Below are 24,034 nucleotides of genomic sequence, written 5' to 3'. Positions count from 1 at the left end.
CCGCCGTGAGGCCACTGGAACACTGGAGTGACAGGTGGGATCGGCACCCCGCAGGCTCGCGGGGCGTCGGCTCCGCTAACGTGAATGGCAGCGGAGTCGGGAGTTCGGCGCCATGATCGTCCACCCGACCCGGAAGCTCTGGTCTCTCTTACCGCCTGGGGGCGTTGGGATTGTCTGTCACTGACACGTTGCTGATCTTCGTCGGCATCCCGGCGGCGGTGGTGCTGGTGATCGTCGGGCTGGTCTACGCCGCCAGCCACGGCAGCGGCGGCGGCGCCAAGCGCTACCGGCCCGGCCGACGCTTCGACTTCACGCCGGTCTGGTTCCTGGGCCGCCCGGAGCAGCTGGCCGACTCGGCCGGCACCGCCCTGGCCGCCGGAGCCCAGGCCCCGGCGCTGACCCACAAGCAGCAGCAGGCCGGCATCGAGGCGCCGGCCGGTGGAACCGGAGGCGCAAGTGACCGTTGGTGAGAAGGCGGCCGAGGCCGGGACGGGCACCCCACCCGAGGTGCTGGACGGCCCGTTCTCGACCCGTCAGCTGCTGCGCATCGACGAGGCGCTGCGCCTGGCCGACCAGGGCAGTGGCCTGGTCTTCTCGGTCTACGTCGGCGGCCTCGACGAGCCGGTCCGCGAGCACGTCGCGCGGCTGCACCGCCAGCTCGCCGAGCCGGACCGGTCGGTGCTGATCGCCGTGTCGCCCAACCAGCGCCAGCTGGAGATCGTCACCGGCAGGTACGCCCGCAAGCGCATCCCCGACACGTACGCCAAGCTGGCCGCGCTGTCCATGGTGGCGTCGTTCGGCGTCGGTGACCTGGCCGGCGGCATCATCCAGGGCCTCGACCAGCTCGCCAGCCACGCCGGCCGGGGCTGAGCCCGCCCGCACGTCCTGACGTATTCCGGAGCCCGGCCCGCACCACGCGGACCGGGCTCCGGCACATCCGCGGGCGGCCCGGCGGACCGGACCGGTTCCGGGGCCGGCGCGGGCTTACACCCGTGCCGGCCCCGGGCCGCTCGACTCAGCCGGCGTGCGCGTCCCGGGCGCGGGCCTTCAGCGCGCGGACCACCCCGTCGCGTCCCTCGGCCACCAACCGGCGCAGCGACGCCGGGTGACCGTCGCCGGCCAACCACGCGTCGGTGGCCGCCACCGTCTCCTCCTCGACCAGGTAGGCCGGGTACGCCAACTGCACGAACTCCTGTGCCGGCTCGCTGTCGCGCTGCGCCCACACCTGCGCCACCGTGGCGAAGTAGCGCTCCCGGTACGGCGCGACCAGCGCGACCTGCGTCGGGTGGGTCAGCCCCTGCAACAACGCCCGGTTACGCCAGTTCGGCAGCGCGTCGGGGCCGGTCAGCAGGGACCACACCGTCGCCTTGTTCGCCTCGGTCGCCACCAGCGCGTGCGCGTACGCGGCCTCCCGCTCACCGGAGGCCGTCCGGTCGCCGGCCAGCTCCGCCTCGATCTCGGTCGTGCCGGCCGCCCCGTTGGCCACCAGCGACTGCAGGACCGTCCAGCGCAGCTCGGTGTCGATGGTCAGGCCGGCGGGCACGTCGGCACCGGCCAGCCACCCGCGCAGCGTCGCCAGGTCCTCGTCGGCGCGGGCCGCCGAGGCGTACGCGCGGGCCCAGGCGAGTTGGAAGCCGCTGCCCGGCTCGGCCGCCGCCAGCGCGTCCTTCGCCGCCCGGGACAGCCCGGCCCAGCCGGTCGGCGCCCAGGCCGGGTCGGCATAGAAGATCAGCGCGGTGCTGGCCTGTCGCAGGGTGGCGGTGACCAGGTTGATGTCGGTCTCGGCGGGCAGCCCGGCCAGCACCAGCGCCACGTAGTCGCGGGCGGACAGCTCGGCGTCGCGGACCATGTCCCAGGCGGCCGTCCAGCACAGCGCCCGGGCCAGCGACGACTCGAAGCCGGCGATGTGCTGCACCACGGTCGCCATCGACCGCTCGTCGAGCCGCAGCTTGGTGTAGGTCAGGTCGTCGTCGTTGAGCAGCAGCACGTCGGCGGCCGGTCGGCCGTGCAGCACCGACAACTCGGTCGCCTCGCCGGTGACGTCCACCTCGACCCGTTCCCGGCGGACCAGCCGGCCGTCGGTCAGGTCGTAGAGACCCACCCCGATCCGGTGGGTACGCAGCGTCGGGTGACCGGCCGGTGCCTCCTGCCGGACCAGCACCCGCTCGTACGAGCCGTCGGCGCCGACGGTCACCTCGGGAAGCAGGGTGTTGACCTGGGCGGTCTCCAGCCACTGGGCGGCGAACTTGCGCAACTCCCGGCCGGAGGCCGTCTCCAGTTCCGACAGCAGGTCGTCGAAGGTGGCGTTGCCCCAGGCGTGCTTGCCGAAGTACGCCCGCAGCCCGGCCAGGAACGGCTCCTCACCGACGTACGCGACGAGCTGCTTGAGCACGCTGGCGCCCTTGGCGTACGTGATGCCGTCGAAGTTGACCTCGACGGCCTCCAGGTCGGGCATCTCGCAGTAGACCGGGTGGGTGGAGGAGAGCTGGTCCTGCCGGTAACCCCAGTTCTTGCGGATCGACAGGAAGGTCGTCCACGCCTCGGAGAACCGGGTGGCGTGGGTGTTGCACCAGTGGCTGGCCCACTCGGCGAACGACTCGTTGAGCCACAGGTCGTTCCACCAGCGCATGGTGACCAGGTCGCCGAACCACATGTGGGCCAGCTCGTGCAGGATCGTGTTGGCCCGCTGCTCGTACTCGAAGTCGGTGACCTGCGAGCGGAACAGGTAGTGCGACTCGGCGTGGGTGACGCAGCCGAAGTTCTCCATCGCGCCGGCGTTGAAGTCGGGCACCCAGAGCTGGTCGTACTTGGGCAGCGGGTAGCGCACCCCGAACTGCTCGTGGAAGAAATCGAAGCCCTGCTTGGTGATCAGGAACAGGTCGTCGGCCTCCAGGTGCGGCGCCATCGACGCCCGGCAGAAGACCCCCAGGTCGATGCCGTCGTGGCTGTCCCGCACCTCGTGGTACGGCCCGGCGCAGAGCGCGGTGACGTAGGTGCTCATCCGCGCCGAGGTGGTGAAGTGGACGGTCTTGAGCCCCTCGCCGGCCGGGTCCTCCCGCTCGACGGGCATGTTGGACACCACCCGCCAGTGCGCCGGGACGGTGGCGTGCCAGGTGTAGACGCTCTTCAGGTCGGGCTGGTCGAAGCACGCGAAGACCTTCTGCGCGTCGGCCGTCTCGAACTGGCTGTAGAGGTAGGTCTCGCCGTCCACCGGGTCGACCGTGCGGTGCAGGCCCTGCCCGCTGTTGGAGTAGCCGAAGTCGGCCTCCACCACGAGCACGTTCTCGGCGGCCAGCCCGGTCAACGCCAGGCCCTTCTCGGCCGACCAGCCGGTGAGGTCCACCGGGTCGCCGTTGAGCGTGGCCGCGCGCACCGACTCGGCCGCGGTCTCGATGAAGGTGCCGGCACCGGGTTCGGCGCAACGGAACCTGACCTCGGTCACCGACCGGAAGGTGCGGCCCTCGGCCTGCACCGCGGTGGACAGGTCGAGGTTGATGTCGTACCCGGTGACCTCCAGCAGGCGGGCCCGCTCGGTGGCCTCGACCTGGGTCAGGTTGCGCACTCCTGGCACTTTCGTCTCCATCCCACTCTCGCCGCCTTCCGGCTGCGCCAGCCCCTGCCGGCCGCTCGTGGCGGCGACCCGAGCCGAGTCTTCCATGCACCGACCCTGCGGTGGTCGACGTCACGCTCTCATTCCGCTACCGATCGATGCCGTTCGGGGTGAGGATCGAATCAGCCACGTCGGGTCCGCCGACGTGCCTGACGTCACGAAGGGACTCCACCGTGACCGAACGTGTCGCCGTCGACATGTGGTTCGACCCGCTGTGCCCGTGGGCCTGGATCACCTCCCGTTGGCTCCTGGAGGTCGAACAGGTCCGGGAGGTGGACATCAGCTACCACGTGATGAGCCTGTCCGTGCTCAACGAGGGCCGGGAGCTGCCCGAGCAGTACCAGGAGATGATGCAGCTGGGCTGGGGGCCGGTGCGGGTCTGCATCGCCGTCGAGCAGGCGCACGGCGGCGCGACGCTGGCGAAGCTCTACACCGCGATGGGCACCCGGATCCACCTCGGCAAGGAGCCGCTCGGCCGGGAGATGATCACCGCCGCGCTCGCCGACGTCGGGCTGGACCCGGCGTTCGCCGACGCCGCCGACTCCACGGAATACGACGAGGCGCTGCGGGCCAGCCACGAGGCCGGGATGCGGCCGGTCGGCACCGATGTCGGCACCCCCGTGGTGCACGCCCCCGGTCCGGACGGCGAGAAGGTCGCCTTCTTCGGCCCGGTCATCACCCCGTCGCCCAAGGGTGAGGCCGCGGGCCGGCTCTGGGACGGCGTCCTGCTGGTCGCCGGCACCCCCGGCTTCTACGAGCTGAAGCGCTCCCGCGAGCTGGGCCCGATCTTCGACTGATCCCCACCCCGGCGGGGCCCGGCCCGGTCGGGCCCCGCCGGGGGACGGTTCATCTGGTGGACCCGGCGCGGGGTCGGCGTCGCCCGGGCCGTCGTCGCCGGTAGCGTCAACCCCCATGACGGTCGTGCATCCGATCGCCCGGGCCTGGATCACCACTGGCGGCACCGGCGCGCAGAACTACGACGAGTTCGCCGACGACGCGGAGATCACCGCGATCATCGAGGCGAACCCGCACAGTGCCCTCGGCATCGAGATGCCCCACCGGGCGCCGGAGAGCCTGGGGAAGTCCTTCCTCGACTCGCTCGGCGACGCGGTGGCCCGGCTCACCGAGGCGAAGGCCGACGGCAGCTACACCCCCGCCGAGCAGGTGGTGGTCCTCTACCGGATCAGCGCCCCGGGGGAGGAGTCGGCGTACGGGTTGTTCGCCATGGTCGACACCGACCAGATCTCCACCAGCGCCGACGAGCCCGGCCTGGTGATCCGCAACGAGGACGTCTTCATCGCCAAGGTGCGGGAGCGGGTCGCCCTGGCCGAGGCGCTGGGTCACCTGCTCTCCCCCGTACTGCTGCTGCAGACCGGGCGCGGCGACGAGCTGCACGCCGCGCTCGCGTCGGCCACCGACCAGGCCGGTGTGCCGGCCGCCACCGACACCGACCAGGCCGGTCGGACGCACGCCATCTGGCTGGTCGGCCCCGGCCCGGAGCAGGACGCGTTGACCGCCCTGGCCGGCGGCGGCGAGCTGGTGGTCGCCGACGGCAACCACCGCAGCCTGGCCGCGCAGACCGGCGGCTTCCCGCGCTTCCTCTCGGTGATCACCACCCCGGCCTCGGTCGCCATCCAGCCCTACAACCGGCTGGTCAGCGAGCTGACCAGCACCCCCGACGAGCTGCTCGACCGGCTCCGCGCGGCCGGCGCGCAGATCGACGCGATCGACGGCCCGGTCGAGGTCCCGGCGGCCGGCGGCACCGTGCATCTCCGGCTCGCCGGCCAGGGGTACGCGGTGACCCTGCCGCACGACGCGGCCGCCGCCCGGCTGGAGAACCTCGACCACGCCCTGGTCGAACGGCTGCTGCTGCGCGACGCGCTCGGCCTCGACCCGGGCGACAAGCGGATCACCTACGTCGGCGGTGACTACCCGGCGAGCTGGCTCACCGGCGAGGTCGACGCCGGCCGGGCGGAGCTTGCCGTGCTGGTCGCCCCGGTGACCGTGGACGACTTCGTCGCGGTGAACCTGGCCCGGGAGAAGATGCCCCGCAAGAGCACCTGGTTCACCCCGAAGGCGCGTGGCGGTCTGGTCGTCGCCGAGCTGCCCCGCTGATCCCGGCCCCACCGGTGGTCGCCGTCCCGGCGTACCGCCGCTTCCGGTTGTGACGAATCCGCCCCGGCACGCCGCCCCCACGGCGGGCCGGGGCGCGGTCCTGACAGACTGCCCGGTATGCGCGTCTACCTGGGATCCGATCACGCCGGCTTCGAGTTGAAGGTGCACCTGGCCAATCACCTGGCCAAGCAGGGATACGAGCTGGTCGACGTCGGCCCGCCCGCCTTCGACCCCGACGACGACTACCCGACCTTCTGCCTGCACACCGGTGACCGGGTGGTGGCCGACCCGGGCAGCCTGGGCGTGGTCATCGGCGGCTCCGGCAACGGCGAGCAGATCGCCGCCAACAAGGTCGTCGGCGTCCGGGCGGCGCTGGCCTGGAGCGTCGAGACCGCCCAGCTCGGCCGGCAGCACAACGACGCCAACGTGGTGGCCGTCGGCGCCCGCCAGCACACCCTGGACGAGGCCGCGGCCATCGTCGAGGCGTTCCTCACCACCCCGTTCTCCGGCAACGAGCGGCACGCCCGGCGGATCGCCCAGGTGGCCGAGTACGAGCGCACCCGCGAACTGCCCGACCTGCCCGCACCCGCCGAGCTGCCCTGACCCCCGACTCGTCCTGACCTCTCGACCGGGTCGGCCGCCGGCCGGCCCGGTCACCGCCCGGGGCGGGGCAGGTCCTCCCGGGGCACCCAGTTCCGTCGGATGATCACCAGCCGTTCCTCGGCCTCGGCCAGGTCCTGCCCGGTGGGGCGGGCCGCGTCCCGGGCCCGTAACGCGGCACCCACCCCGACCTGGGACGAACCGGAGCCGACCAGCCCGCGCAGGCCCCGCTCGCTGTCCTCGATCCCCGGTCCACCGCGTCGGGTCCGTGGGGCCGGCGTCCCGTCGTGCACCTCGGCCGTCGCCGCCGTCGGAGGCTCGCCGCCGCCGTCCGTCGCCTCCGGCTGGTGCCGTAACCGGCGTCGCCGCCGCTCCGCATCCGCCATCTACCGACCGTACCGCCCGGCAGCCCTGCGGGCCGGGCCGGGCGAGGCAGTTTGTCCGCTCGCTACCCTCGGAGGTGGTGGACCGGTCGACGGCCGGCACCGGTCATGGGGAGGAAACGAGATGGCAGACCAGACACAGCCGTGGGCCGAGCGGACCGTCGAGGTGCCGCCCCAGCCCGGTGTCGGGGTGCCGCCGCAGCGGGAGCCGTTCCGCCGGGGCGTCGCCTCGGTGGGGCAGTCCCGGGCTCCGCGCACCGAGCCGTTCCCGGTGGTCGACCACGACACGTCCGGCTGGTCCGAGCCGGCGGCACCGCGTCGGCCGATGAGCTGGCACGTGGAGCAGTTGCGTAGGGGCGGCGAGTGGAGCGCGGCCGGCGCGCTCTTCGCCTTCGTCTGCTGGGGGATCTGGGCCATCTCCGGCCGGGGCGACCTGGGCGCCCCGCTGCTCACCTTCCTGCTCAGCCTGCTGGTGGCGGCCGGCCTCTTCGCGCTCTCCCGGCTGCTCGGCCGGGTGATCCTGGAGCGCCAACTGGGCCGGGTACGACGCAGCGCCCGCGGCGCCCACCTGGTGACCGGGGTGTTCCTGGCCGGGGTCGGTATCGCCTACCTCCAGCAGACCCAGTGGGTGATGGACGCCTGGAACTTCCTCACCGGCAACTGAGCCCTTCAGACGCGCCGGGCGGGGCCGCGGGCACCCGGGCGGGGCGCAGGGCGCCCGGTGCGGCGCCGCGGGCGGGCCGGGTGGTGACCCGGTCCGCCCGCGTCCGGTCGCGGACTCGCCCGCGACACCGGTCGACACTCCTCCAGGCCGGGCGCTGTCTTACCCCGCCGCGCCGCCTTCATCCCCGTCCGGTCGGGTGACCCCCCCCGTGCGGTGGCACACGATCGTATGACTCCATCGGTATGTTGAACTGCATCAATCTTTCGCTCTAGGCTCCCGCCATCGAACCGGCGCCCCCACAAGGCGCGCCGCCGAGGGTTGGAGGCCCTGTGAACCGTTGGCGCAGTCTCACCGGCCGGATGGCCGCCACGCTGGTGGCGATCATGGCCGGGTCGCTCGTCCTGACCGCCCCGGCCACCGCCGCGCCCATCCCCGACGCCGCCCCGTCCGTCGTCGGCGGCACCCGGGCGGCGCAGGGCGAGTTCCCGTTCATGGTCCGGCTCTCCATGGGCTGCGGCGGGGCGCTCTACAGCCCCCGGTTGGTGCTCACCGCCGCCCACTGCGTGAACCGCACCGGCACGAACACCAGCATCACCGCGACCCTCGGCGCGGTCGACCTCCAGGCGAGCAGCCGGATCCAGGTCAAGTCGAACTACGTCTACCGGGCCCCCGGCTACAACGGCAGCGGCAAGGACTGGGCGCTCATCCGGCTCGCCACCCCGGTCACCTCGCAGGCGACCCTGCCCATCGCCACCAGCACCGCGTACGACAGCGGCACCTTCACCATCGCCGGCTGGGGTGCGGCTCGTGAGGGCGGTGCGCAGCAGCGTTACCTGCTCAAGGCCACGGTGCCCTTCGTCACTGACGCCAGCTGCTCCGCCTCCTACCCCGGTGATCTGGTCGCCGCCGAGGAGATCTGCGCCGGCTACGCCAGCGGTGGCACCGACACCTGCCAGGGCGACTCCGGCGGCCCGATGTTCCGCCGCGACGCCTCGAACGCCTGGATCCAGGTGGGCATCGTCAGCTGGGGCGACGGCTGCGCCCGGCCCAACGCCCCCGGCGTCTACACCCAGGTGAGCACGTTCGCCTCGTCGATCGCCTCCGCCGCCGCCAGCCTCGGCGGCTGACCCGACCCGGTCCGCACCCGGGAGCAACCGCGTCCGGTCCGCAACCGCCTGCCCGGTCCGCGACAGCCCTGCCCGGTCCGTCCCCGGGACCAGCGCGCCACCGACAGCCCCCGTGGTCGTCGGTGGCGCGATGGTGTCCGACGGGCCGGGGCTGCCCGGTGGCCCGATGGCCCGGTGGCCCTGTGGCGCGATGGCGCGATGGCGACCGACGGCGGCGTGAACCCCGCCGGGGCGGTGGCCCTCAGCCGTCCCCGGCGAACCGGTAGAGCACGAAGTCCCGCTCCGCCCCGCAGACGATCACCGAGGTGTTCCACGCACACGACTCGCTGCGGACACCCTGAAGTTCCCCCATCTCGGTCAGGTCGCCGGCCTTCGACACCCCGGCGAGGCTGCGGTCGTCCTCGACGCTGCTCGGCGTCTCGGCGAAGACCAGCAGGTTGCCGGCGTCGACCCGGACCGCCGTCCCCTTCCGGTCGGTCAGCACCGCCTTACCGGCCGGGTCGAACAGGCTCACCGTGCTCTTCGGCGACTCCCGCCGGACGAGCAGGTGCTCACCCACCGGCACCAGGTCCGCCCCGCCCGGCGTCGCCCAGCGCCGGCTGCCCTTGCCCTCGGTGGCCGCGACCACCTCGGTCCGGTCGGCGTCGCCCTCCGGCACCTCCAGCAGGCAGGCCCGGTGCTCACCGCAGGCCACCAACCCGGTGACCCGCCGCTGCTGGCCCGCGCTGTAGAGCACCGTCGGCTCGGCGAAGCTGCCCAGGTCGTACCCGAGCAGCTTGTATCCCTGGTCCTCCGCCACGACGTAGAACCGGTCGCCGTACGCGACCATCCGGTCGCTGACGTCGGCCACCCCGTCGCGGTGGCGCAACACCTTCCCGCTGTCCATGTCGAGCACCCGGACCGACCGGTCGGCACCCACCTGCACCAGCCGGTCGGCGTCGCCGAGCCAGGGGGCGTGGGCGGCGCCGTCGAACCCGGCGGGGCCGCCCACGGCCTGCTCGGTGCCGACGGGCAGCACCGTGGTCCGGGTGTCGCCGTACTCGCTGCGGGGGTTGGCCTGCGCCCACTCCTGCCGGCCGTCGCGCAGCCGCAGCCCGACCAGGCGGCTGCCGGCGCGGTCCACCCACACCAGGGTCTCCCGGGTGACGTGCACCGCGTCGTCCCCGTGCACCGGCAGCCGCCACCGTTCCCGGCCGCTGCCGGCGTCGAGCACCACCACGTCCCGTGGGGTGCTGTCGCCGACCGCGTCCGCGACGGCCAGCACCGCCCCCGGCACCGCCCGGACACCGGTCCACCGCTGGGTGCCCGCCGAGATCGTGCTCCGCCACGCCTGCTTCCCCGTGCCGGCGTCGACCGCCACCACCGTCAGCCGGTCGTCGGGCAGCTGATAGGCCAGGTAGGCGCGATCATCGACCACGCTGGTGAACATCGCCGTCGGCCGGTCCCCGTCGGCGGCGGGCCGGGCCACCTGGGTGAGGGTGTGGAACTCCAGCGCCGGATAGCGGTCCCGGGTGAACCAGAGCGCCGCCGCGCCGAGCACGCCGAGCAGCGCCAGGCCCGCGCCGAGCCCGATCCACCAGCCCCGACGCCCGCGCCGCGCCGGCAGGTGGCCCGCGGCGGGATGACCGACGCCGCCGGACGCCACCACCGGGGGATGACCGCTCTGACCTGGTGCACCGGCCGGGACGGGGCGGAAAGGTGCCGTGCCGGCCAGCGTCCCGCCCGCCTCCGTGGCCGGCAGGGTGCCGGGTGGTCCGACGGGCCCGGGCGTCCACCCGGCCGGTGCGGGTGCGGTGCGGGTGTGTCCGCCGGCCCGGCGGTGGCGTGCGCGGCGACCGGCGACGGAGGTGCCGCAGCGGGGGCCGCCACGACGGCCGGACCGGGGCGGTTGCCCGGACGGGGCAGCGGCAGGTCGGTGAGCGCGCCCTCGGCCACCGGCAACTCGGGCTGCTCCAGCACGGTCGGCGCGACGCCCAACTCGGCGTGGAGCAGCCGGGCGACCAGCGGGACCCGGGACGATCCGCCGACGAGGAAGAGCCCGGCGAGCCGGTCCGGGGTGAGCCCCGCCTCGGCGACCACCTCCCGGGTACGGGCGACGGCCCGCCGCAGCAGGGGAGTGGCGAGTCGTTCCAGGTCCTCGCGGGTGAGCGGGACGGCGGTCTCCAGGCCGGGCACCGCGACCGGTGCCACCGCGACCCGGGACAGCATCTCCTTCGCCCCGCGGACGTTGTCCCACAGCTGCTGCCGGTCCCGCCACTGCCCGGTCGTCTCCGGCCGGGTCAGCCGGGCCCACAGCGCCGCCTGCGCGTCGCCGAGCAGCTCACCGAGCCGGGCGAGCAGGGCGGCGTCGAGGTCCAGCCCGCCGAGGTCGGCCATCCCGCCGGTGGCGATCACCGCGAAGCCCGAGTCACCCCACGGGTCGGCGCCCTCGTTACGGACGACCGCCACGTCCAGGGTGCCGCCGCCGAAGTCGAACACCGCGACCGACTCGCCCACCGGCACCGGTCGCCGTAGCACCTCGGTGTAGTAGCGGGCCGCCGCGACCGGCTCCCGCAGCAGCCGGGTGCCGACCGGCACCGGGTCGGACAGGGTGTGCTCGGCGGCCGACGGCCAGCCGGCCAGGGTCAACGCGTCGTGCAACACCTGCCGCCGGGGGGCCTCCCAGGCGGCGGGGTAGGTGAGCACCGCCGGGGGCAGGAACCCCACCGTCGCCACCGCCTGCGCGGCGACCGCCCACAGGGTCGCGGCCAGCAGCTCCGCCGGGGCGTACGACCGGTCACCCAGGGGAACCGTCGAGTCGTCCACCCGACGTTTCGGGTTCGGCTCGTAGCGCGTCGGGTCCGCCTGGGCCAGGCGCTGGGCATCCCGGCCGACGTGCAGCCGGCCGTCGGTGTCGGCGTAGACCCCGGAGGGGAGGATCGGCTGACCGTCGACGAGCAACGGCCGGGTCCGCCCGTCCGGCCAGCGCAGCACGGCCACGGTGTTGGAGGTGCCCAGGTCGATGCCGAGGGCGTATCCGTCCTGCTGGCCTGTCATCCGTCGCTACCTCCACCGGGACGAGGGGATGCCCGGTCCCGCATGGTACGCAGCCCGTGCCGCCCCGGCGTCGGCCGAGTTCCCTGACGTCGTGGCCCCGGCCACGACCGCCGGTTCGCCCGGCCCGCTCAGCCCTGACGGCCCGGCTCGGGAGGCGGGATCTCGTCGGTGTACGCGCCGGCCGGCCCCGCGTAACGCACCCCGTCGCGGTACGGCGAGGCGTTCGCGGTGCACCCGTGCAGGCCCAGCGTCTGCTGCTGCATCACCGGTGCGGGTCGGCCCCGCCCCGGGCACCGCTCGTGGCCGTGGCCGAGCCGGTGCCCGACCTCGTGGTTGACCACGTACCGTCGGTAGGTGGTCAGGCTCGCGCCGTAGCGGGGCACCCCCTTCACCCAGCGCGCCACGTTGATCACCACCCGGTCGCCGTTGCGGCACGAGGTGTAGCCGTCCGCCGCGTCCCCGCACAGGTCGTCCCGGGTGCCCGGGGTGGCCAGGTGGACGGTGAAGTCGGCGGGCCCGCCGGGGCCGACCCGCCACAGCCGCAGCGTCCCGCCCGTGGTCCATCCCTGCGGGGCCGTCAACGTCGCGCTGACCTCGGCCGCGAACTCCGCCACCGGCAGTCCCCGGATGTCGCGCTCGACGGCGACCCGGTACCGCAGCAGCCGGCCGGTTCCCGCCGGGGCCGCCGACTCACCGGCCGCCACCTGCCAGCGGTTGCCCCCGGCCGCCGGATAGCTGATCGGGGCCGGCCCGGATACGAGCGGCGTCGACCCGGCCGCCATGCCGGGCCCGGGAGGCGCGGCCGACGGGGTGGTCGGACCCGCCGTGGCCCGGTCGGTGCCGCCCGCCCGGCCCGTGGTGCCCCGGTCTGCGGTGGCCGGCGCCCCGCAGCCGGGCAGCAATCCCGCCACCAGCAGTGCCATCGCCGATCGACCGATCAGGGCGCGGCCCGAGCGGGCGGTAGCCTTCCTTGTCATGGTGTCCCCTCCGCCCCGCGCCGGTCGGCGCTGGGCAGCGGGAAGGACGAGCGGCCCGGCAGAACAGTTGACGCCCGTCGGACTCAACCTTTCGGCCGCCCCGCCCGTCCTGTCCGTCGTGGGAAGCGGGAAGAGTGGGCATGGCCCGGGGTGACGCCGAGTTCGTCGAGTTCGCCCGGTCCGCCTCGGGGCGGCTGACGCACGCCGCGTTCCTGATGACCGGCAACCACCACCAGGCCGAGGACGCCGCGCAGACCGCCCTGGTCCGCACGTACGCCTCCTGGTCCCGGATCCGCGACGAGGACGCCTACGGGTACGCCCGGACGGTGCTGGTCAACCACCTGGTCGACGGCTGGCGGCGGCCGATCCGGGAGTACCCCACCGACGACCTGCCCGAGCAGCGGCGCGGCGACGTCGCCGACGAGGTGGCCACCCGCCGCTGGCTGCTCGACATCCTCGGCGCGCTCAGCCCCCGCGAGCGGGCCATCGTCGTGCTCCGCCACTACTTCGACCTCCCGGAGGCACAGGTGGCCCGCGAACTGGGCGTCTCGCTCGGCACGGTGAAGAGCACCGGTTCCCGGGCGTTGCAGAAGCTGCGCGCCACCGGGACCCCGCAGGCCCAGGGGACCTGCCGATGAACGAGCTGGAGCAACTCCGCCGGGCGATGCGGGCGACCGAACGGCCGTACCACGACGATCTCGACCTGGCCGTGATCATGCGTGACGGCCGGCGGCTGCGCCGACGCCGCCGGCTCGCCGGGGCGGGCACGGCGGCGCTGGTCTCCGTGCTGCTGGTCGGCGGCATCGGGCTCGGCGTGCGGTGGACCCGGCCGTCGACGCCGGCCCCGCCGCCCGGCTCCGCCGTCACCGGCCCCGCCGCCCCGCCCTCGGCCACTCCACCGTCCACCCGGCTGATTACCCCACCCCCGAGGGAGTTCCTCGGTGCCGTGGTGGGCACCGGCATCCGGTACGGCACCGACGAGCGGGTGTTCTACGTCGTCGCGATCGACCTGCCGAAGGTGCCCGGGGTGGCGATCGGGTTGATGGCCGGTCGCCGCACCCCGGCCGGCGAGCTGGTCGACGACATCGTGATCAACGACGTGCGGGGCACCGATCGGAGGCCGGGCTTCCACGAGATCGGCTACGACGACGCGGCCCCCTCGGACCCCCGCCCGGCGGTGCCCACCTTCGGATACTTCGTCGGGCCGGCGACCCGGATCGTCGGCACCGCCGGCGGGCGGCAGGTCGAGGCCCGGTTGGCCCGTTGGAGCACGGACCCGGACCTGGTGATCTTCTGGTTCGACCCGGTCGACCTGGCCCCCGGCGTACGACTCGACGGCATCGTCGCCCGCGACGCCGAGGGCCGGCTGCTCTGATCGGGTCGAGAACCGGCGGGGTCAGCCGGTGGTGACGGTCGCCCGGTTGATGACGATCCTCTTCTTCGGGTGCCCGCCGCCGTTGCCCCGGCCGAGATCTTCGTCGCGGTCGAGTTGGGGGCACCCTCTCGCTGTCGTCTAGCCACTCGACCACCCGTAGCAACCGGCTGGCTCCGCTCGGCCGTAAGAAGTGGCGGCCCCGATGGCTCAACCGCACAGGATCCGGACGACCACCGTGCGGTTCTGCGCCGCCGGGCCGGGCAGGAGTTCACCGTTCGGTCCCCGGTCCGGTCGCCGGTTCGGCCAGTGGTCGCCCACCCCCTTGCTGGAGACCCGCCCCGGCGGCACGCCGAGGTCCCGCAGGACCGCCTCGACCGCCCTGGCCCGGTCCCGGGACAGCGACAGCCGGCCCGGTTCGGTGCCGGCCGAGGAGGTGGTGCCGATTAGCTCCACAGTGGATTTGCGCTGCGCGAGCAGCGCGGCGAGCTTGGTCAGGGCGGTGCGGGCCGCCTTCGGGTCCCGGAACCTCGCCGAGTCGGGGACGAAGCCGACTGCACCCTCATCGGGCAGGACGGTGTCGCCGCACGGGGCGAAGGGCGGGATCGCGGCGACCGGCACCACGCTGACCGGTGGCGAGTCGATGCCGCTGCGGGTGCCGTTGGGCGACTCCCGCAGTTCCACGCAGCGGGCGCCGCCGGCCTTGGCGACGGCGGTCCAGAGCTCGACCACGTGCCGTCGCCGGGCCACGTCCAACTCCGCCTGCGGCGGCGCGGTGTCGCCCACCCCGACCAGCAGGACGTGCCGGTCGGTGAGGTCCGGCAGCGAGTCGGACCGGCGGAGGAACTCGACCACCTCGGTGGGATCGGCGTCCAGCGTTCCCCTGGTGCGGAAGTCCAACGGTGCGGTGGTCTGTAGCCCGGAGTCCACCAGGACGACCGTGTCACCGGGCCCCACCTGCGCGGCGGCGACGTCCAGCGCCTTCAGCACGTCGGCCTCTGGCTCGTCGGCCCGCATCTTGGCGACGTACTGACGCAGCCCGTCGAGCCACCCGGCCAGGTCCTTCTCGTACTTGTTGTCGTTCTCCGCCTTGCTGTCGAAGACCTGCGGCCCCAGGTCCACGTCGGCGCGTCCGTCGACCTGGACCACGGACACCCCCTTGTGCTTGCGGGCGGCGCTGCGGGCGAGATCCTCGACCAGTTCGGGGAGGGCGGGCGTCGGGCTGTTCGCCCGGGCCCCGATGGCGAGGGACATGGCCACGCCCGACGGCAGGCAACCGGCCTCGACCAGCTTCTTTTTGGGGGGGTCGTCGCACCCGGTGAGGACGGCGGCGGCGAGCAGCAGGCCCGCGGCGAGGGCCACCCGGCGCGGCCGGACGGTTCGGGACCGGCTGTGCGGCGAGAGAAGAAAAGCCATGGTCAGCTCCGGTGCTGGTAGGAGTTGTGGGGTGCGCCGTCCGGGGGAGCGGCGCTGTCCGAGGGGGAGGCGCCCGTCGGGGGCGGCCCGCTCCGAGCGGTCGGCTGTCCGGCGGCACCGGTCGCGCCGGCCTTCGGGCCACCGCCGGACGGGTCCGGGGTGCGTCGTGGAACAGCGATGTGCTGCGGAACCGGGGTGCGTTGCGGGTCCGGGTCGACCGGCCGGAGATAGCGGTACGGCGACGGCACCGGGTCGGGGTGCCGGTCCGGCGCGAAGAGCCCGTCGGTGGTGGCCGGGTCCTGGCCGGCGGCTGCCATCCGCTGCCGGGCCAGTTGCTTGAGTTCCTCGGCCAGGGCCAGCCGCTTCGCGCGGGCCGCCGCGTGGGCGGCTTCGGTGCGTGCCCACTCGTGGTAGCGCTGCCGGTGCTGGGAGACGAGCTTCTCGTGCGCCTCCACCCGCCGTTCGGCGAGCTTGCGGGCCCGGGCCAGTCGCCGGCTGCTGCGGTGGTAGGCGTGGGCGGGCGAGTTGTGGTTCCAGTAGGCGATCACCGCTGCCGCCGCCCCGGTGCCGAAGTACAGCGCGAGGAAGAGCAACGCCAGCATCTGCGCCGTCCGGGAGCCCTCCCCGCCGCCGCCGGACCCGCCGAAGGTGGCGCCGCTGTCCTCGTCGGCCAGCAGCAGCCGGGAGACGAAGGCGGCGATGCCCAGCAGGGCCCATCCGGCCAGGCAGACGTACAGCGCCAGCGAACGGGCGCCGGACGCCCGCTGGTCGAGGTCGCGGTAGATCCGCCCGCAGCCGTGCGCGAGCAGCAGCGCCACGGCGGTGAACCCGGCGACCAGCATGTACAGCAGGTAGGGCTGGTCGTTGAGCCCGGCGGACAGGGCGTTGTAGAAGGCTGCGACGTCGGCGCCGGCGGCCAGCACCAGGACGCCCACCTCGGCCAGGCCGCCGAGTGCGGTACCCGGGCGGCCGGTGAACAACGCCGTGTCGACGTACCGGCCGCCGGGCATGCTGCTGCGGGGCGGCGGGTCGCCGGCGCCGGTGGTGATCGTGCTGGTCATGTCATCCCTCCCTGACGCGTCGGTCGACGGGACCGGGCTCGCCGGCCAGCAGGGTGCGGGCCAGCTCGTGGTTCTCCCGGGCCAGTCGGAGCTGGTCGAGCGCGCCCTCGCAGGCCACCCGCAGCCGTTCCTGCCTCGGCATGACCTCGCCGACCAGGGCGTCCACCACCGTGAGGGCGTTGAGGCGCTCGGTCTCGATGTCGGCGAGCCAACCGTCGGCCCAGTAATTGATCATGTTGTCGAGTGCTGCCCCGGTGCCCTCGTCGGTGCCGCGCGGGGCCAGCTCCGCGACGAGCCGGGACACCCGCTCACGGGCCGCCGCGGCGTCGCGTTCGTGCTGCGGGTCCGGGTCCAGCGGTTTCGGGGCGTCGATGCGCAGCGGACCGGTCGTGGGGTCGGTGGGCCGGCGCGGGGTCGTGGAGCGGCGACGCGACAGCATCGCGCGGATCGCCCGATCGGTACGGTTCCACAGCGTCTTCATGGGGTTCTCGCTCCTCACGTCGGTTCCGGTCGTGCCCCGGCGGCGGTGCCGGCGGTCACTCGCTCGCCCGCCGGGTCGATCCAGCCCGGCACCTCGGGTCCGCCCGGTCGTAGCGTGCGATTGAGCTGCTCACCGGCGGGGTGCTTGCGGACCAGCCGCTGCCAGTAGCTGCCGATGCGCCGCCAGGAGTGCTCGTGGATGCGGCGGGCCCGGGCCGCCGCGACGCTCTGGCTCCGGGCGATCCGCTCCTGCAGCTCCGCCCGCGTCTGCCGGAGCCGCACCAGTGCCTCCTCGGCCTCCTGGCGGTGCGCCTCCAACCTGGCCCGCCGCTCCAGGTACGGGGCCAGCCGGCGCTTGCGGACGACCGACTCGTCGGTGTCGGTCTCGCCGACCCGTCGTGCCCTCAGCTCGTCCTCGGTCGGTGCCTTCAGGTCTCTCAGCGCCTCCTGTGCCCGGGTCAGGGCACGCTCCGCCTCCACGAGCTGCGCCCCGGCCCGCGCGAGCTGGTACGCCGGTTCGGCGACCTCCTGCTGGAGGTGCACCAGCTCGTGGTGCATGGCGTCGTTCGCCATTCGGCGAAGCTTCTCCAGGTGCGGCGTGAAGGCGGCGGACCGGCCGTGGGGCGGCTCGGTGGGGTCGGGGTCCGGTGCCACGGCGGGCAGTCCGGCGCGGGCGTCCTGGCGGCCGTTCCACCAGTCGGCGATCCGGGCCGTGATGCGGTAGCGGATCGGGTCCGCCGGTCTGCGGTCCCAATGCGGGTGGGACAGGGCTGCTGTCTGACGTGCCATGGGAGCGTCTCCTTCGGGTGTGCGGTGGGCTCGCCGGGTGTCCGCTCAGGGGCGATCGGTCTCGATCTTGCGGTGGCGCAGTTCGACGCCGAGGAGTTCGGCGAAGACCTGGCCGAAGATGACGCCGAGGCGACGGGCGTCGGTGAACCGGCGCACCACCACCCCGTCCAGGACGTCACCGGTGAACGCGCCGGGCCGGCCACCCGCCAGGCCGGGCACCACCAGGTACATCCGGGTGTAGGCGCCGTCGACCAGCGCGTTGCGCAGCTCGGCCGGATCGTCGTGGACCTCGCCGTCGGTGATGGCGACGAGGGCCCGCGCGGCACAGGTGCGGTCGGCCTGCCGGTCCGCGGCGGTCAGGGCCCGGATCGCGGGCGCCATCAACGTGCCGTCGCCGGGTGCGGGCGCGGGCCGGCGGGCCGGTAGCGCGTGCAACGACGTCGGCGGCATGGTCACCCCGGTGGTGCCGCTGAACACCGCCTCGGCCAGTTGGTCGCTGGCCTCCAGTTCCCGTTGGGCGAACTGGAAGAGCTGGTCGACCGCCTGCTCGCGTAACGCCGTGTACTGGGTCATCGAACCGGACACATCCTGGATCTCGTCGATGCAGACCGGTCCGGCGACCTTCCGGGCCCCCTCCAGGACCGCCTGGTCGAGGCTGGCCGGTGGGCCCAGCCAGTCGTGGATGCGCACCGCGCAGAAAGCCAGCAACGCCAGGACCAGCAGGGTGGTCAGCAGCGGACGGATCAACCGACGCCACCACGGCGGCCGGGTCGGCACCGCAACGTCGTCGAGTACGGCCCGACCGGGTACCGCCCGGCCGTCGGCAACGGCTGGTGTGCTCGTGAAACGCATGGGCGATGCCTTTCGGAATGTCAGTCGGAATTGCGACAGAGTTCCGCTGGTGGGTGAATGGGGAAACGATGTCGAATGACCCTAGAGGCATGACCACCTCGACTGTCTACACCGGACGCCCGCTTTCGGGTAACCGGTGCTGATGACTGGTCGAAGGTGACCCGGGAATCGATGTTCGGTGGAATTCGGATGTCCGGTCGGGGAGGGTGTCCGGCGGGAACGCGCGAACCCGGGGGAACTGACTCGGCAGCATCGCCGGGTCGGACGACCGACTACTGTTCGCGGCTGACGGAAATCTGTCTCTGGGCCGGGCCGCTGCGGTGTGCCGGCGCCCCGGCCGTGGGCGTACGGCATCGATGGCGCATGGATTCATGCTCGTGCCCGGCGGCGGCTGATGGTGCGTCAACTGACACATTCGGACCGTGTATTTCGACGCGGACGCGTACGGGAGTTGGCGGCACGCTGGGTGACATGGCTGGTACGGATGGACATGACGGCGGTCGACCGGATGACGAGCGGACCCTGCGCTACGCGCGCCAACTGCTCACCGACAACCGGCACGAGCTGCGCCGGGCCGACACGAAGGCGACCCAGACGCTCGGCGTCGCCGGGACCGTCGCGGCGGCCGCGCTGGCCGCGGTGCCCGGCAGCGGGCTGGCCGTCGTGCGACCCGGCGGATGGTGGTTGGCGGCCTGCCTGCTCTGGGGCACGGCGGTGCTGATGTCCGCGCTCGCGCTGCTGCCCCGGCTCGGTGGCGCCTCACCCGAGAGGCACGTCTCCTACTTCGGCGACGTCCTGCGCCAGGACGACCTCGTCGAGGCGCTCCGGCAGACCGCGACGCAGCCGCTGGGTGCCGCCCTCGCCGAGCTGCGCTGGACCAGCGCCCGGGTCGCCACCAAGTACTGGCTGGTGCGCAGCGCGATCGTCAGTCTCGCCGCGAGCGGCGTCTGTCTGGTCGGGACGGTGCTGTGAGCAGGGGCGCGGGTGCCGGTGCCGCCGCTCAGTCGCGGTGCGGGGCCTCCGGGATCGACTGGTGCAGGGCGCGCAGCACCTCCGGCGCGACGATCAGGATCTCCCGTCGACCGGTGCGGACGATGTCGCGTTCCCGTAGCGCGCGCATGGCCCGGGCGACCGCCTCCCGGGACGTCGCGGCGGCGGTGGCCAGCTCCCGTTGGGACAGGGGAAGGTCGATGACGATCCCCTCGGGGGTCCGTCGACCGTGCGCGTCGGCGAGGTCCGACAGCAGGCCGGCCAGCCGGCCGAAGCTGCTGGCGGAGACGTACTCCAGTCGCTTGATGTCCGACTGCCGCAGCCCGCGGGTGAGGTGCCGCAACAGGCCGAGGGCAAGTCCGGCCTGGTTGACCACCAGGTCCACGAACTGCGGACCATCGATGACGTACGCCCGCAGGGCGGTCAGGGTGGTCACCGTGCCGGAGCGGACCCCACCGTCGATCGCGGCCAGGTCGCCGATGATGTCGCCGGGTCCACGCAGGGCGAGCAGTGCCTCCTGGCCGTCCCGGGACACCGAGGTGACCTTGATCCAGCCGCTGAGCAGCACCAGCACGTACTGCGAGGGATCGCCCTGGTGGAACAGGTCGACCCGGGCGGCGTGCCGGCGGGTCGTCGCGATGGCGGCGAGCCGGCCCCGGTCGGCCGGTGACAGGTGGGCGAGAAACGTACCCGGCACGGGCGACGGACGGTCGGCGGGATTCCGGCCGCCCGGTGGGGTGGGCCTCGTCCGGCCGGTCGAGGATGCCTCTCGATGCGTCAAGTCGGTCTCCTCATGTAGTTGTTCCCGTCATTTTCCGGCACAGTTACCGGATGTGCCGACGCCCGGAAGTCTGGCCCAGTGTGGATCGGATGCGTAACTGACGATGGATACCTTTCAGGTCAACCGAACGTATGACAGTGCATTTCTGATCTTTGTTGATGCGGCTGGTCATTCGAACGTCGTGGCGCACAATCCGCGCGATCGGGCCGGGCAGGCATTCGACCTGTTGCACCGCAAGGTGACCGAACGGCTCGCCACGATAGCCGAACAGCGCCGGGTCGGCTACGCGCGGCCATGGCGGTGGGCCGGCGACGGCGGATTCCTCATCGTCCACGACGACGACGAGAGCGTGGCCCGCGACGTCACCCTCGAATACGTCCACCGCCTGCTCACCCTCGACCTGCCGCATCTGCGCGACGAGTTCGCCCGACTCGGCATCGAGGGCTCCCTGCGGCTGCGGGTGGCCGTGCACAAGGGCGCGATCCGCTACCGGGGCGAGGGCAACGAGGGCACCATCTACTCACCCGACATCAACTTCGTGGCGCACCTGGAGAAGGCCGCCCCGCCGGACACCGTGGCGGTCTCCTCCGACGTGGTCCGGGTGGCTGGCCCGTACGCCGAACTGTTCACGCCGGTCGGCGAGTTCGAGGGCCGGCAGATCCACCTGTTCGCGGCCGACACCCGCGCCGGGGGTGCCGCCGCGATCTGGCTGGCCGCCCGGGGGCTCGCCGGCGGCGTGCCGGTGCACGGTCACGTCGAGCGCCCCAGCCAACTGGAGAAGACCCGGATGGTCCGGGCCGCGACCACCGAGGTCGTGGATCTGGGCACCTCGCTGCGGACCGCGTCGCGCTACCTGGTCACCACCGAGCGGCCGGCGCACTTCCGCGACGCGGTCCTCGACTTCCTCGACCGGGGCGGCAGCTACCGCTGCGTGCTGATGGACCCGACCTCCGAGGCGACCCGGCTGCTGTCCGCGCAGCGCGGCGAGGACCTGGCCGGCAAGACCCGGGAAGCCCTCACCGACCTGCGCCGGTTCAAGCAGCGGCACGGCGCGGCGGCCGACCGGTTGGAGGTGCTCCAGACCCCCGGCTATCCCGGCATGGCCTGCCTCGCCACCGACCTCGACGACCCGTACGCCCTCATCCTGACCTCGCCGTACCTGATGGCGCCGCCCGGGCCCCGGGACCAGTTGGAACGCGGCGACCTGCCGCACTACCTGGTCGCCCGGGACGCGGGGCCGCTCTTCGACCGGTTGCGTTCGCTGGTCCGCGGCTTCGCCACGTCGGCCGTGGAGCGGGTGCTGTGAACGCTGCCGGAGATGCGGACCCCCGACACCTGTCGTTCGCGTCCGCCCTGGCGGCGGCCCGCGCGGTACGCCGGGCCGAACACGGGCGGCAGGCGTACCGGACGGTGCGTCCCGAGGGCACGATGGGCTGGTTCCGGGCCCGTGGCCCGCTGAGCGTGCTGCTCGTCGTCGCCGCCCGCGAGGGTCGACTCGTCTGGCGGGGCCCGGAATCGTTCGCCCTGCTGAAGCCACCGATGACGATGGACGAGCCGTACACCGCGGGTGGGCTGCGGTTCCTGCTGCTGCGGATCGTGGACCGCCGGTGGGAGACGCTCTGCTTCGCCGGGCCGGCGGGCCTGGCGGTGCTGGCGGCCCTCGGCTGCGTGCCGCTGCACCTCTGGCGGACGGCGATCGTGCTCGTGCTGCTGGGCCTGCTGCACGTCACGGTCTGCATGACGGGTCTCGTCGCCACCGGGCTACGCGGCCTGCTCCGGACCTTCCGCCGCCGCCGCGACGGTGAACTCGCCGCCGAGTCGTTGCCGGCCCGACAGTGGTCGATGCCGCTGTGCCACGAGCTGGACGCCGGGCGGGCGGGCGAACTGATGCGGGAGGTGTCCGACCGGCTCAGTCGACTCGTCGACCGGCGGGTGCGCGCCGCCAGCGAGTCGCAGGGCGGCCAGCCGAACGGGGTGTTCGTCACCGAGGTGCTGCTCTGCCTGGTCACCGGCATCACCACCGACGCCATGCGGGAGTCCGTGCCACGTCAGCAGCGGGTCGGCCTGCCGTTCGGGGTCGGCACCGACGTGGTCGTCCTCGAACCGCGCGACCAGGTGCCCGGCCGCCCGCCGAGGACCTTCAACACCGCCAACTTCTTCCTCTGGTACGTCATCGGCTGCGCCGGCGTACTGCTGATGCTGGCCTATCTGGTGGCCGACCAGGAGCGGCGCTCCTGTGCCGACCGGTGCGCGGGCCGCCCGACCGGGTACGGCGACGCGCTGCGCTGGCTCGGCCAGCGACTGCTGCTGTCCGACCCGCCGGACCTGCGTCCCCAGAGCCCCGGCATGGCGCTGCTGGGCTGGCTGGTGAGCATCATGGCGCTGATGGCGATCCCGGTGGCGGCGGTGGCGTTGCAGCAGGTGTGGCGGGCGGCCGACCGGATGAACAGACGTTTCGACAAGGAGGCCGATGCCGTGTTGGCACGTCGGAAGATCCTGCTCCTGGTCGCCACCCTGGACGAGCAGCGGGCCACCCTCGACGTGTTCCGCAGACACGGGTCGGAGCCGTACCCGGAGCGCCGGCCACCGCACACCGTCCACCGGCTCGGCACCGTGGCTGGCGCGGAACTGATGCTCGCCAGCGCGGTCGGCGACCCCAGCTCCCCGGCCGGGGTGGCCCAGGTCGCCACCAGCATCATCGGGCAGTGGCGACCGCACTACCTGGTGCTCGTCGGCACCTGTTTCGGGCTCCGCCCCCGCGAGCGGACGCTCGGTGGGCTCCACTCCGGCGAGCAGGCGCTCGGCGACATCGTGGTCTCGCGTCAGGCCCGTGATGTGGCCCACCAGGCCGTCACCGACGCCGACGGCGGGCCGCACCGGCTGGACCGGGGACCCCGGCCCAGCCCGTCCGCGGAGCTGCTCGGCGTGCTGACCGCGGCGGCCGACAGCTGGTCCGGGTCGGGCCTGCACATCGGTCCGATCGTCGGTGCCACCACTCTCTACCGCTCCGACGAGGCGATCGCGGAGCTGCGGCGGCGGCACCCGGACGCGATCGCCGGTGACATGGAGTCACACCTGCTCAACGGCGTCGCCGCCGAGCACAAGGTGGACTGGATCGCGGTCCGGGGCATCTCCGACTGGGGCACCGCCGACAAGTCGGATGCCCACCGGCACCAGGCGGCGGTCAACGCGACGGAGTTCGTCCTGCACACGATCGAGTTGGGCCTGCTGAGCCACGCCACCGGCACCGGGTGACGGCATCGACGGAGCACGGGCCGGGACTGGTGGGGTCGGAAGGTCTGGAGCGGGCGACGGGAATCGAACCCGCACCGTCAGTTTGGAAGACTGAAGCTCTACCATTGAGCTACGCCCGCGTGCGCCCCGCACACCAGGACGCGCCCACACCCTACCCGCTCCCCCCACCCCCCGCGCACCCGGCATTCCCCCTCGCCTCGCCCCGGTGATCAAGAGGTTTGCGCCAAGTTGATCGCCGCAGGTGACGCAAACCTCTTGATCACCGGGGCGGCTGGCCTTCCGGGGCCGGGCGGAGGGTGGGTGGGGATGCCCCGGCACCTGTGGGTGGGTGGGACGGCTTACACTTCTCTCGCCACGGGGTGTGGCGCAGCTTGGTAGCGCACTCGCTTTGGGAGCGAGGGGCCGTGGGTTCAAATCCCGCCACCCCGACTGCGTGTGCGCCCGGGTCACCCCGGGGGCGACGCCGATTCTGTGCGGTATGCCGGGCGCTGCCGGAGCAGCGTCCCGGCTCGCCTACACTCGATGC

Annotated in this window: 23 protein-coding genes and 2 tRNA genes; 13 read left to right on the top strand and 12 right to left on the bottom strand. The window is 73.5% G+C overall.

All coding sequences use genetic code 11. The features are described 5' to 3' along the window. The first annotated feature begins 170 nt into the window (after nucleotides 1-170). Together ctaJ and ACQP1S_RS25315 are read left to right on the top strand one after the other, a co-directional pair. The gene (gene ctaJ, locus ACQP1S_RS25320) at nucleotides 171-470 is read left to right on the top strand and encodes an aa3-type cytochrome oxidase subunit CtaJ (protein ID WP_432899969.1); all 300 of its coding nucleotides are present in this window, start codon (nucleotides 171-173) and stop codon (nucleotides 468-470) included. Then, nucleotides 457-870: a DUF5130 family protein gene (locus ACQP1S_RS25315; RefSeq protein WP_357894446.1), complete on the top strand. Its 414-nt coding sequence runs from the start codon at nucleotides 457-459 to the stop codon at nucleotides 868-870. Before ctaJ ends, ACQP1S_RS25315 begins: the two co-directional genes overlap by 14 nt. Before the next feature lie 145 nt (nucleotides 871-1,015). Here ACQP1S_RS25315 and pepN read toward each other — a convergent pair whose 3' ends face one another. After that, a complete protein-coding gene (pepN, locus tag ACQP1S_RS25310) occupies nucleotides 1,016-3,562 on the bottom strand; it encodes an aminopeptidase N (protein ID WP_432908296.1) in 2,547 nt (848 codons plus the stop codon). 221 nt (nucleotides 3,563-3,783) lie between these two features. Here pepN and ACQP1S_RS25305 point away from each other — a divergent pair, with 221 nt between their 5' ends. From ACQP1S_RS25305 to ACQP1S_RS25295, 3 genes are all read left to right on the top strand, one after another. Next, nucleotides 3,784-4,407, top strand: a complete 624-nt coding sequence (locus ACQP1S_RS25305) for a mycothiol-dependent nitroreductase Rv2466c family protein (protein ID WP_091250612.1) — start codon at nucleotides 3,784-3,786, stop codon at nucleotides 4,405-4,407. Between the two features lie 115 nt (nucleotides 4,408-4,522). After that, a complete protein-coding gene (locus ACQP1S_RS25300) occupies nucleotides 4,523-5,725 on the top strand; it encodes a DUF1015 family protein (protein ID WP_432899965.1) in 1,203 nt (400 codons plus the stop codon). Nucleotides 5,726-5,842: 117 nt separating this feature from the next. Then, complete coding sequence (locus ACQP1S_RS25295; protein WP_432899962.1) at nucleotides 5,843-6,328, top strand: ribose-5-phosphate isomerase; 486 nt, start codon at nucleotides 5,843-5,845, stop codon at nucleotides 6,326-6,328. Nucleotides 6,329-6,378: 50 nt separating this feature from the next. On the opposite strand, the gene ACQP1S_RS25290 is transcribed toward ACQP1S_RS25295, so the two are convergent. Beyond that, complete coding sequence (locus tag ACQP1S_RS25290) at nucleotides 6,379-6,711, bottom strand: hypothetical protein (protein ID WP_091250622.1); 333 nt, start codon at nucleotides 6,709-6,711, stop codon at nucleotides 6,379-6,381. A 121-nt stretch (nucleotides 6,712-6,832) separates the two neighbouring features. On the opposite strand from ACQP1S_RS25290, the gene ACQP1S_RS25285 reads away from it, so the two are divergent. Together ACQP1S_RS25285 and ACQP1S_RS25280 are read left to right on the top strand one after the other, a co-directional pair. Then, on the top strand, nucleotides 6,833-7,372 hold the full coding sequence (locus tag ACQP1S_RS25285) for a hypothetical protein (RefSeq protein ID WP_432899959.1): 540 nt from the start codon (nucleotides 6,833-6,835) through the stop codon (nucleotides 7,370-7,372). Between the two features lie 329 nt (nucleotides 7,373-7,701). Next, nucleotides 7,702-8,499, top strand: a complete 798-nt coding sequence (locus tag ACQP1S_RS25280; protein WP_432899957.1) for a S1 family peptidase — start codon at nucleotides 7,702-7,704, stop codon at nucleotides 8,497-8,499. A gap of 241 nt (nucleotides 8,500-8,740) precedes the next feature. Here the strand turns inward: ACQP1S_RS25280 and ACQP1S_RS25275 are convergent, their stop codons facing one another. The 3 genes from ACQP1S_RS25275 to ACQP1S_RS25265 form a co-directional block, all read right to left on the bottom strand. After that, nucleotides 8,741-9,967, bottom strand: a complete 1,227-nt coding sequence (locus tag ACQP1S_RS25275; protein ID WP_432899954.1) for a PQQ-binding-like beta-propeller repeat protein — start codon at nucleotides 9,965-9,967, stop codon at nucleotides 8,741-8,743. Further along, nucleotides 9,865-11,535 (bottom strand): Hsp70 family protein, encoded by a 1,671-nt coding sequence (locus ACQP1S_RS25270; protein ID WP_432899951.1) that lies wholly within the window; start codon nucleotides 11,533-11,535, stop codon nucleotides 9,865-9,867. The genes ACQP1S_RS25275 and ACQP1S_RS25270 overlap by 103 nt, the downstream gene beginning before the upstream one ends. 128 nt (nucleotides 11,536-11,663) lie before the next feature. Further along, entirely contained in the window at nucleotides 11,664-12,512 is an 849-nt protein-coding gene (locus tag ACQP1S_RS25265; RefSeq protein ID WP_432899948.1) for a DUF3152 domain-containing protein, read from the bottom strand. Nucleotides 12,513-12,652: 140 nt separating this feature from the next. On the opposite strand from ACQP1S_RS25265, the gene ACQP1S_RS25260 reads away from it, so the two are divergent. Together ACQP1S_RS25260 and ACQP1S_RS25255 are read left to right on the top strand one after the other, a co-directional pair. Then, nucleotides 12,653-13,150, top strand: a complete 498-nt coding sequence (locus tag ACQP1S_RS25260) for a SigE family RNA polymerase sigma factor (RefSeq protein ID WP_432899945.1) — start codon at nucleotides 12,653-12,655, stop codon at nucleotides 13,148-13,150. After that, nucleotides 13,147-13,887, top strand: a complete 741-nt coding sequence (locus tag ACQP1S_RS25255) for a hypothetical protein (protein ID WP_432899942.1) — start codon at nucleotides 13,147-13,149, stop codon at nucleotides 13,885-13,887. Before ACQP1S_RS25260 ends, ACQP1S_RS25255 begins: the two co-directional genes overlap by 4 nt. 207 nt (nucleotides 13,888-14,094) lie before the next feature. Here the strand turns inward: ACQP1S_RS25255 and ACQP1S_RS25250 are convergent, their stop codons facing one another. From ACQP1S_RS25250 to ACQP1S_RS25230, 5 genes are read right to left on the bottom strand one after another with little or no spacing between them, the layout of a single operon-like run. Beyond that, on the bottom strand, nucleotides 14,095-15,300 hold the full coding sequence (locus tag ACQP1S_RS25250; RefSeq protein WP_432899939.1) for an OmpA family protein: 1,206 nt from the start codon (nucleotides 15,298-15,300) through the stop codon (nucleotides 14,095-14,097). 2 nt (nucleotides 15,301-15,302) lie between these two features. Then, complete coding sequence (locus tag ACQP1S_RS25245) at nucleotides 15,303-16,361, bottom strand: hypothetical protein (RefSeq protein ID WP_432899936.1); 1,059 nt, start codon at nucleotides 16,359-16,361, stop codon at nucleotides 15,303-15,305. A gap of 1 nt (nucleotide 16,362) precedes the next feature. Beyond that, nucleotides 16,363-16,842 (bottom strand): hypothetical protein, encoded by a 480-nt coding sequence (locus tag ACQP1S_RS25240; RefSeq protein ID WP_091250642.1) that lies wholly within the window; start codon nucleotides 16,840-16,842, stop codon nucleotides 16,363-16,365. Nucleotides 16,843-16,856: 14 nt separating this feature from the next. Beyond that, complete coding sequence (locus ACQP1S_RS25235; protein ID WP_091250646.1) at nucleotides 16,857-17,630, bottom strand: hypothetical protein; 774 nt, start codon at nucleotides 17,628-17,630, stop codon at nucleotides 16,857-16,859. Between the two features lie 45 nt (nucleotides 17,631-17,675). Next, entirely contained in the window at nucleotides 17,676-18,482 is an 807-nt protein-coding gene (locus tag ACQP1S_RS25230; protein ID WP_432899931.1) for a vWA domain-containing protein, read from the bottom strand. Nucleotides 18,483-18,953: 471 nt separating this feature from the next. On the opposite strand from ACQP1S_RS25230, the gene ACQP1S_RS25225 reads away from it, so the two are divergent. Further along, entirely contained in the window at nucleotides 18,954-19,454 is a 501-nt protein-coding gene (locus tag ACQP1S_RS25225) for a Pycsar system effector family protein (RefSeq protein WP_091250654.1), read from the top strand. 28 nt (nucleotides 19,455-19,482) lie between these two features. On the opposite strand, the gene ACQP1S_RS25220 is transcribed toward ACQP1S_RS25225, so the two are convergent. Next, nucleotides 19,483-20,169, bottom strand: a complete 687-nt coding sequence (locus ACQP1S_RS25220; protein WP_432899928.1) for a Crp/Fnr family transcriptional regulator — start codon at nucleotides 20,167-20,169, stop codon at nucleotides 19,483-19,485. A 265-nt stretch (nucleotides 20,170-20,434) separates the two neighbouring features. Between ACQP1S_RS25220 and ACQP1S_RS25215 the strand changes: the two genes are divergently transcribed. Further along, on the top strand, nucleotides 20,435-21,559 hold the full coding sequence (locus ACQP1S_RS25215) for a hypothetical protein (RefSeq protein WP_432899925.1): 1,125 nt from the start codon (nucleotides 20,435-20,437) through the stop codon (nucleotides 21,557-21,559). Further along, a complete protein-coding gene (locus ACQP1S_RS25210; protein ID WP_432899922.1) occupies nucleotides 21,556-23,508 on the top strand; it encodes a hypothetical protein in 1,953 nt (650 codons plus the stop codon). Before ACQP1S_RS25215 ends, ACQP1S_RS25210 begins: the two co-directional genes overlap by 4 nt. Before the next feature lie 45 nt (nucleotides 23,509-23,553). Here ACQP1S_RS25210 and ACQP1S_RS25205 read toward each other — a convergent pair. Then, nucleotides 23,554-23,627, bottom strand: a tRNA-Gly gene (locus ACQP1S_RS25205). A 236-nt stretch (nucleotides 23,628-23,863) separates the two neighbouring features. On the opposite strand from ACQP1S_RS25205, the gene ACQP1S_RS25200 reads away from it, so the two are divergent. Continuing rightward, nucleotides 23,864-23,937, top strand: a tRNA-Pro gene (locus ACQP1S_RS25200). The last annotated feature ends 97 nt before the right edge of the window (nucleotides 23,938-24,034 follow it).

The sequence above is a fragment of the Micromonospora matsumotoense genome (assembly GCF_050951065.1).
Classification (GTDB): Bacteria; Actinomycetota; Actinomycetes; order Mycobacteriales; family Micromonosporaceae; genus Micromonospora; species Micromonospora matsumotoensis.
Note: the sequence above shows the minus strand (reverse complement) of the source record. Positions and strands in the feature narration are given on the sequence as shown.

Excerpts from the sequence above, each read along its gene's own strand:
- ACQP1S_RS25300 (WP_432899965.1), top strand. The coding sequence starts at position 4,523 with ATGACGGTCGTGCATCCGATCGCCCGGGCCTGGATCACCACTGGCGGC.
- ACQP1S_RS25295 (WP_432899962.1), top strand. The coding sequence starts at position 5,843 with ATGCGCGTCTACCTGGGATCCGATCACGCCGGCTTCGAGTTGAAGGTG.
- ACQP1S_RS25290 (WP_091250622.1), bottom strand. The coding sequence starts at position 6,711 with ATGGCGGATGCGGAGCGGCGGCGACGCCGGTTACGGCACCAGCCGGAG.
- ACQP1S_RS25285 (WP_432899959.1), top strand. The coding sequence starts at position 6,833 with ATGGCAGACCAGACACAGCCGTGGGCCGAGCGGACCGTCGAGGTGCCG.
- ACQP1S_RS25270 (WP_432899951.1), bottom strand. The coding sequence starts at position 11,535 with ATGACAGGCCAGCAGGACGGATACGCCCTCGGCATCGACCTGGGCACC.
- ACQP1S_RS25265 (WP_432899948.1), bottom strand. The coding sequence starts at position 12,512 with ATGACAAGGAAGGCTACCGCCCGCTCGGGCCGCGCCCTGATCGGTCGA.
- ACQP1S_RS25260 (WP_432899945.1), top strand. The coding sequence starts at position 12,653 with ATGGCCCGGGGTGACGCCGAGTTCGTCGAGTTCGCCCGGTCCGCCTCG.
- ACQP1S_RS25255 (WP_432899942.1), top strand. The coding sequence starts at position 13,147 with ATGAACGAGCTGGAGCAACTCCGCCGGGCGATGCGGGCGACCGAACGG.
- ACQP1S_RS25250 (WP_432899939.1), bottom strand. The coding sequence starts at position 15,300 with ATGGCTTTTCTTCTCTCGCCGCACAGCCGGTCCCGAACCGTCCGGCCG.
- ACQP1S_RS25245 (WP_432899936.1), bottom strand. The coding sequence starts at position 16,361 with ATGACCAGCACGATCACCACCGGCGCCGGCGACCCGCCGCCCCGCAGC.
- ACQP1S_RS25240 (WP_091250642.1), bottom strand. The coding sequence starts at position 16,842 with ATGAAGACGCTGTGGAACCGTACCGATCGGGCGATCCGCGCGATGCTG.
- ACQP1S_RS25235 (WP_091250646.1), bottom strand. The coding sequence starts at position 17,630 with ATGGCACGTCAGACAGCAGCCCTGTCCCACCCGCATTGGGACCGCAGA.
- ACQP1S_RS25230 (WP_432899931.1), bottom strand. The coding sequence starts at position 18,482 with ATGCGTTTCACGAGCACACCAGCCGTTGCCGACGGCCGGGCGGTACCC.
- ACQP1S_RS25225 (WP_091250654.1), top strand. The coding sequence starts at position 18,954 with ATGGCTGGTACGGATGGACATGACGGCGGTCGACCGGATGACGAGCGG.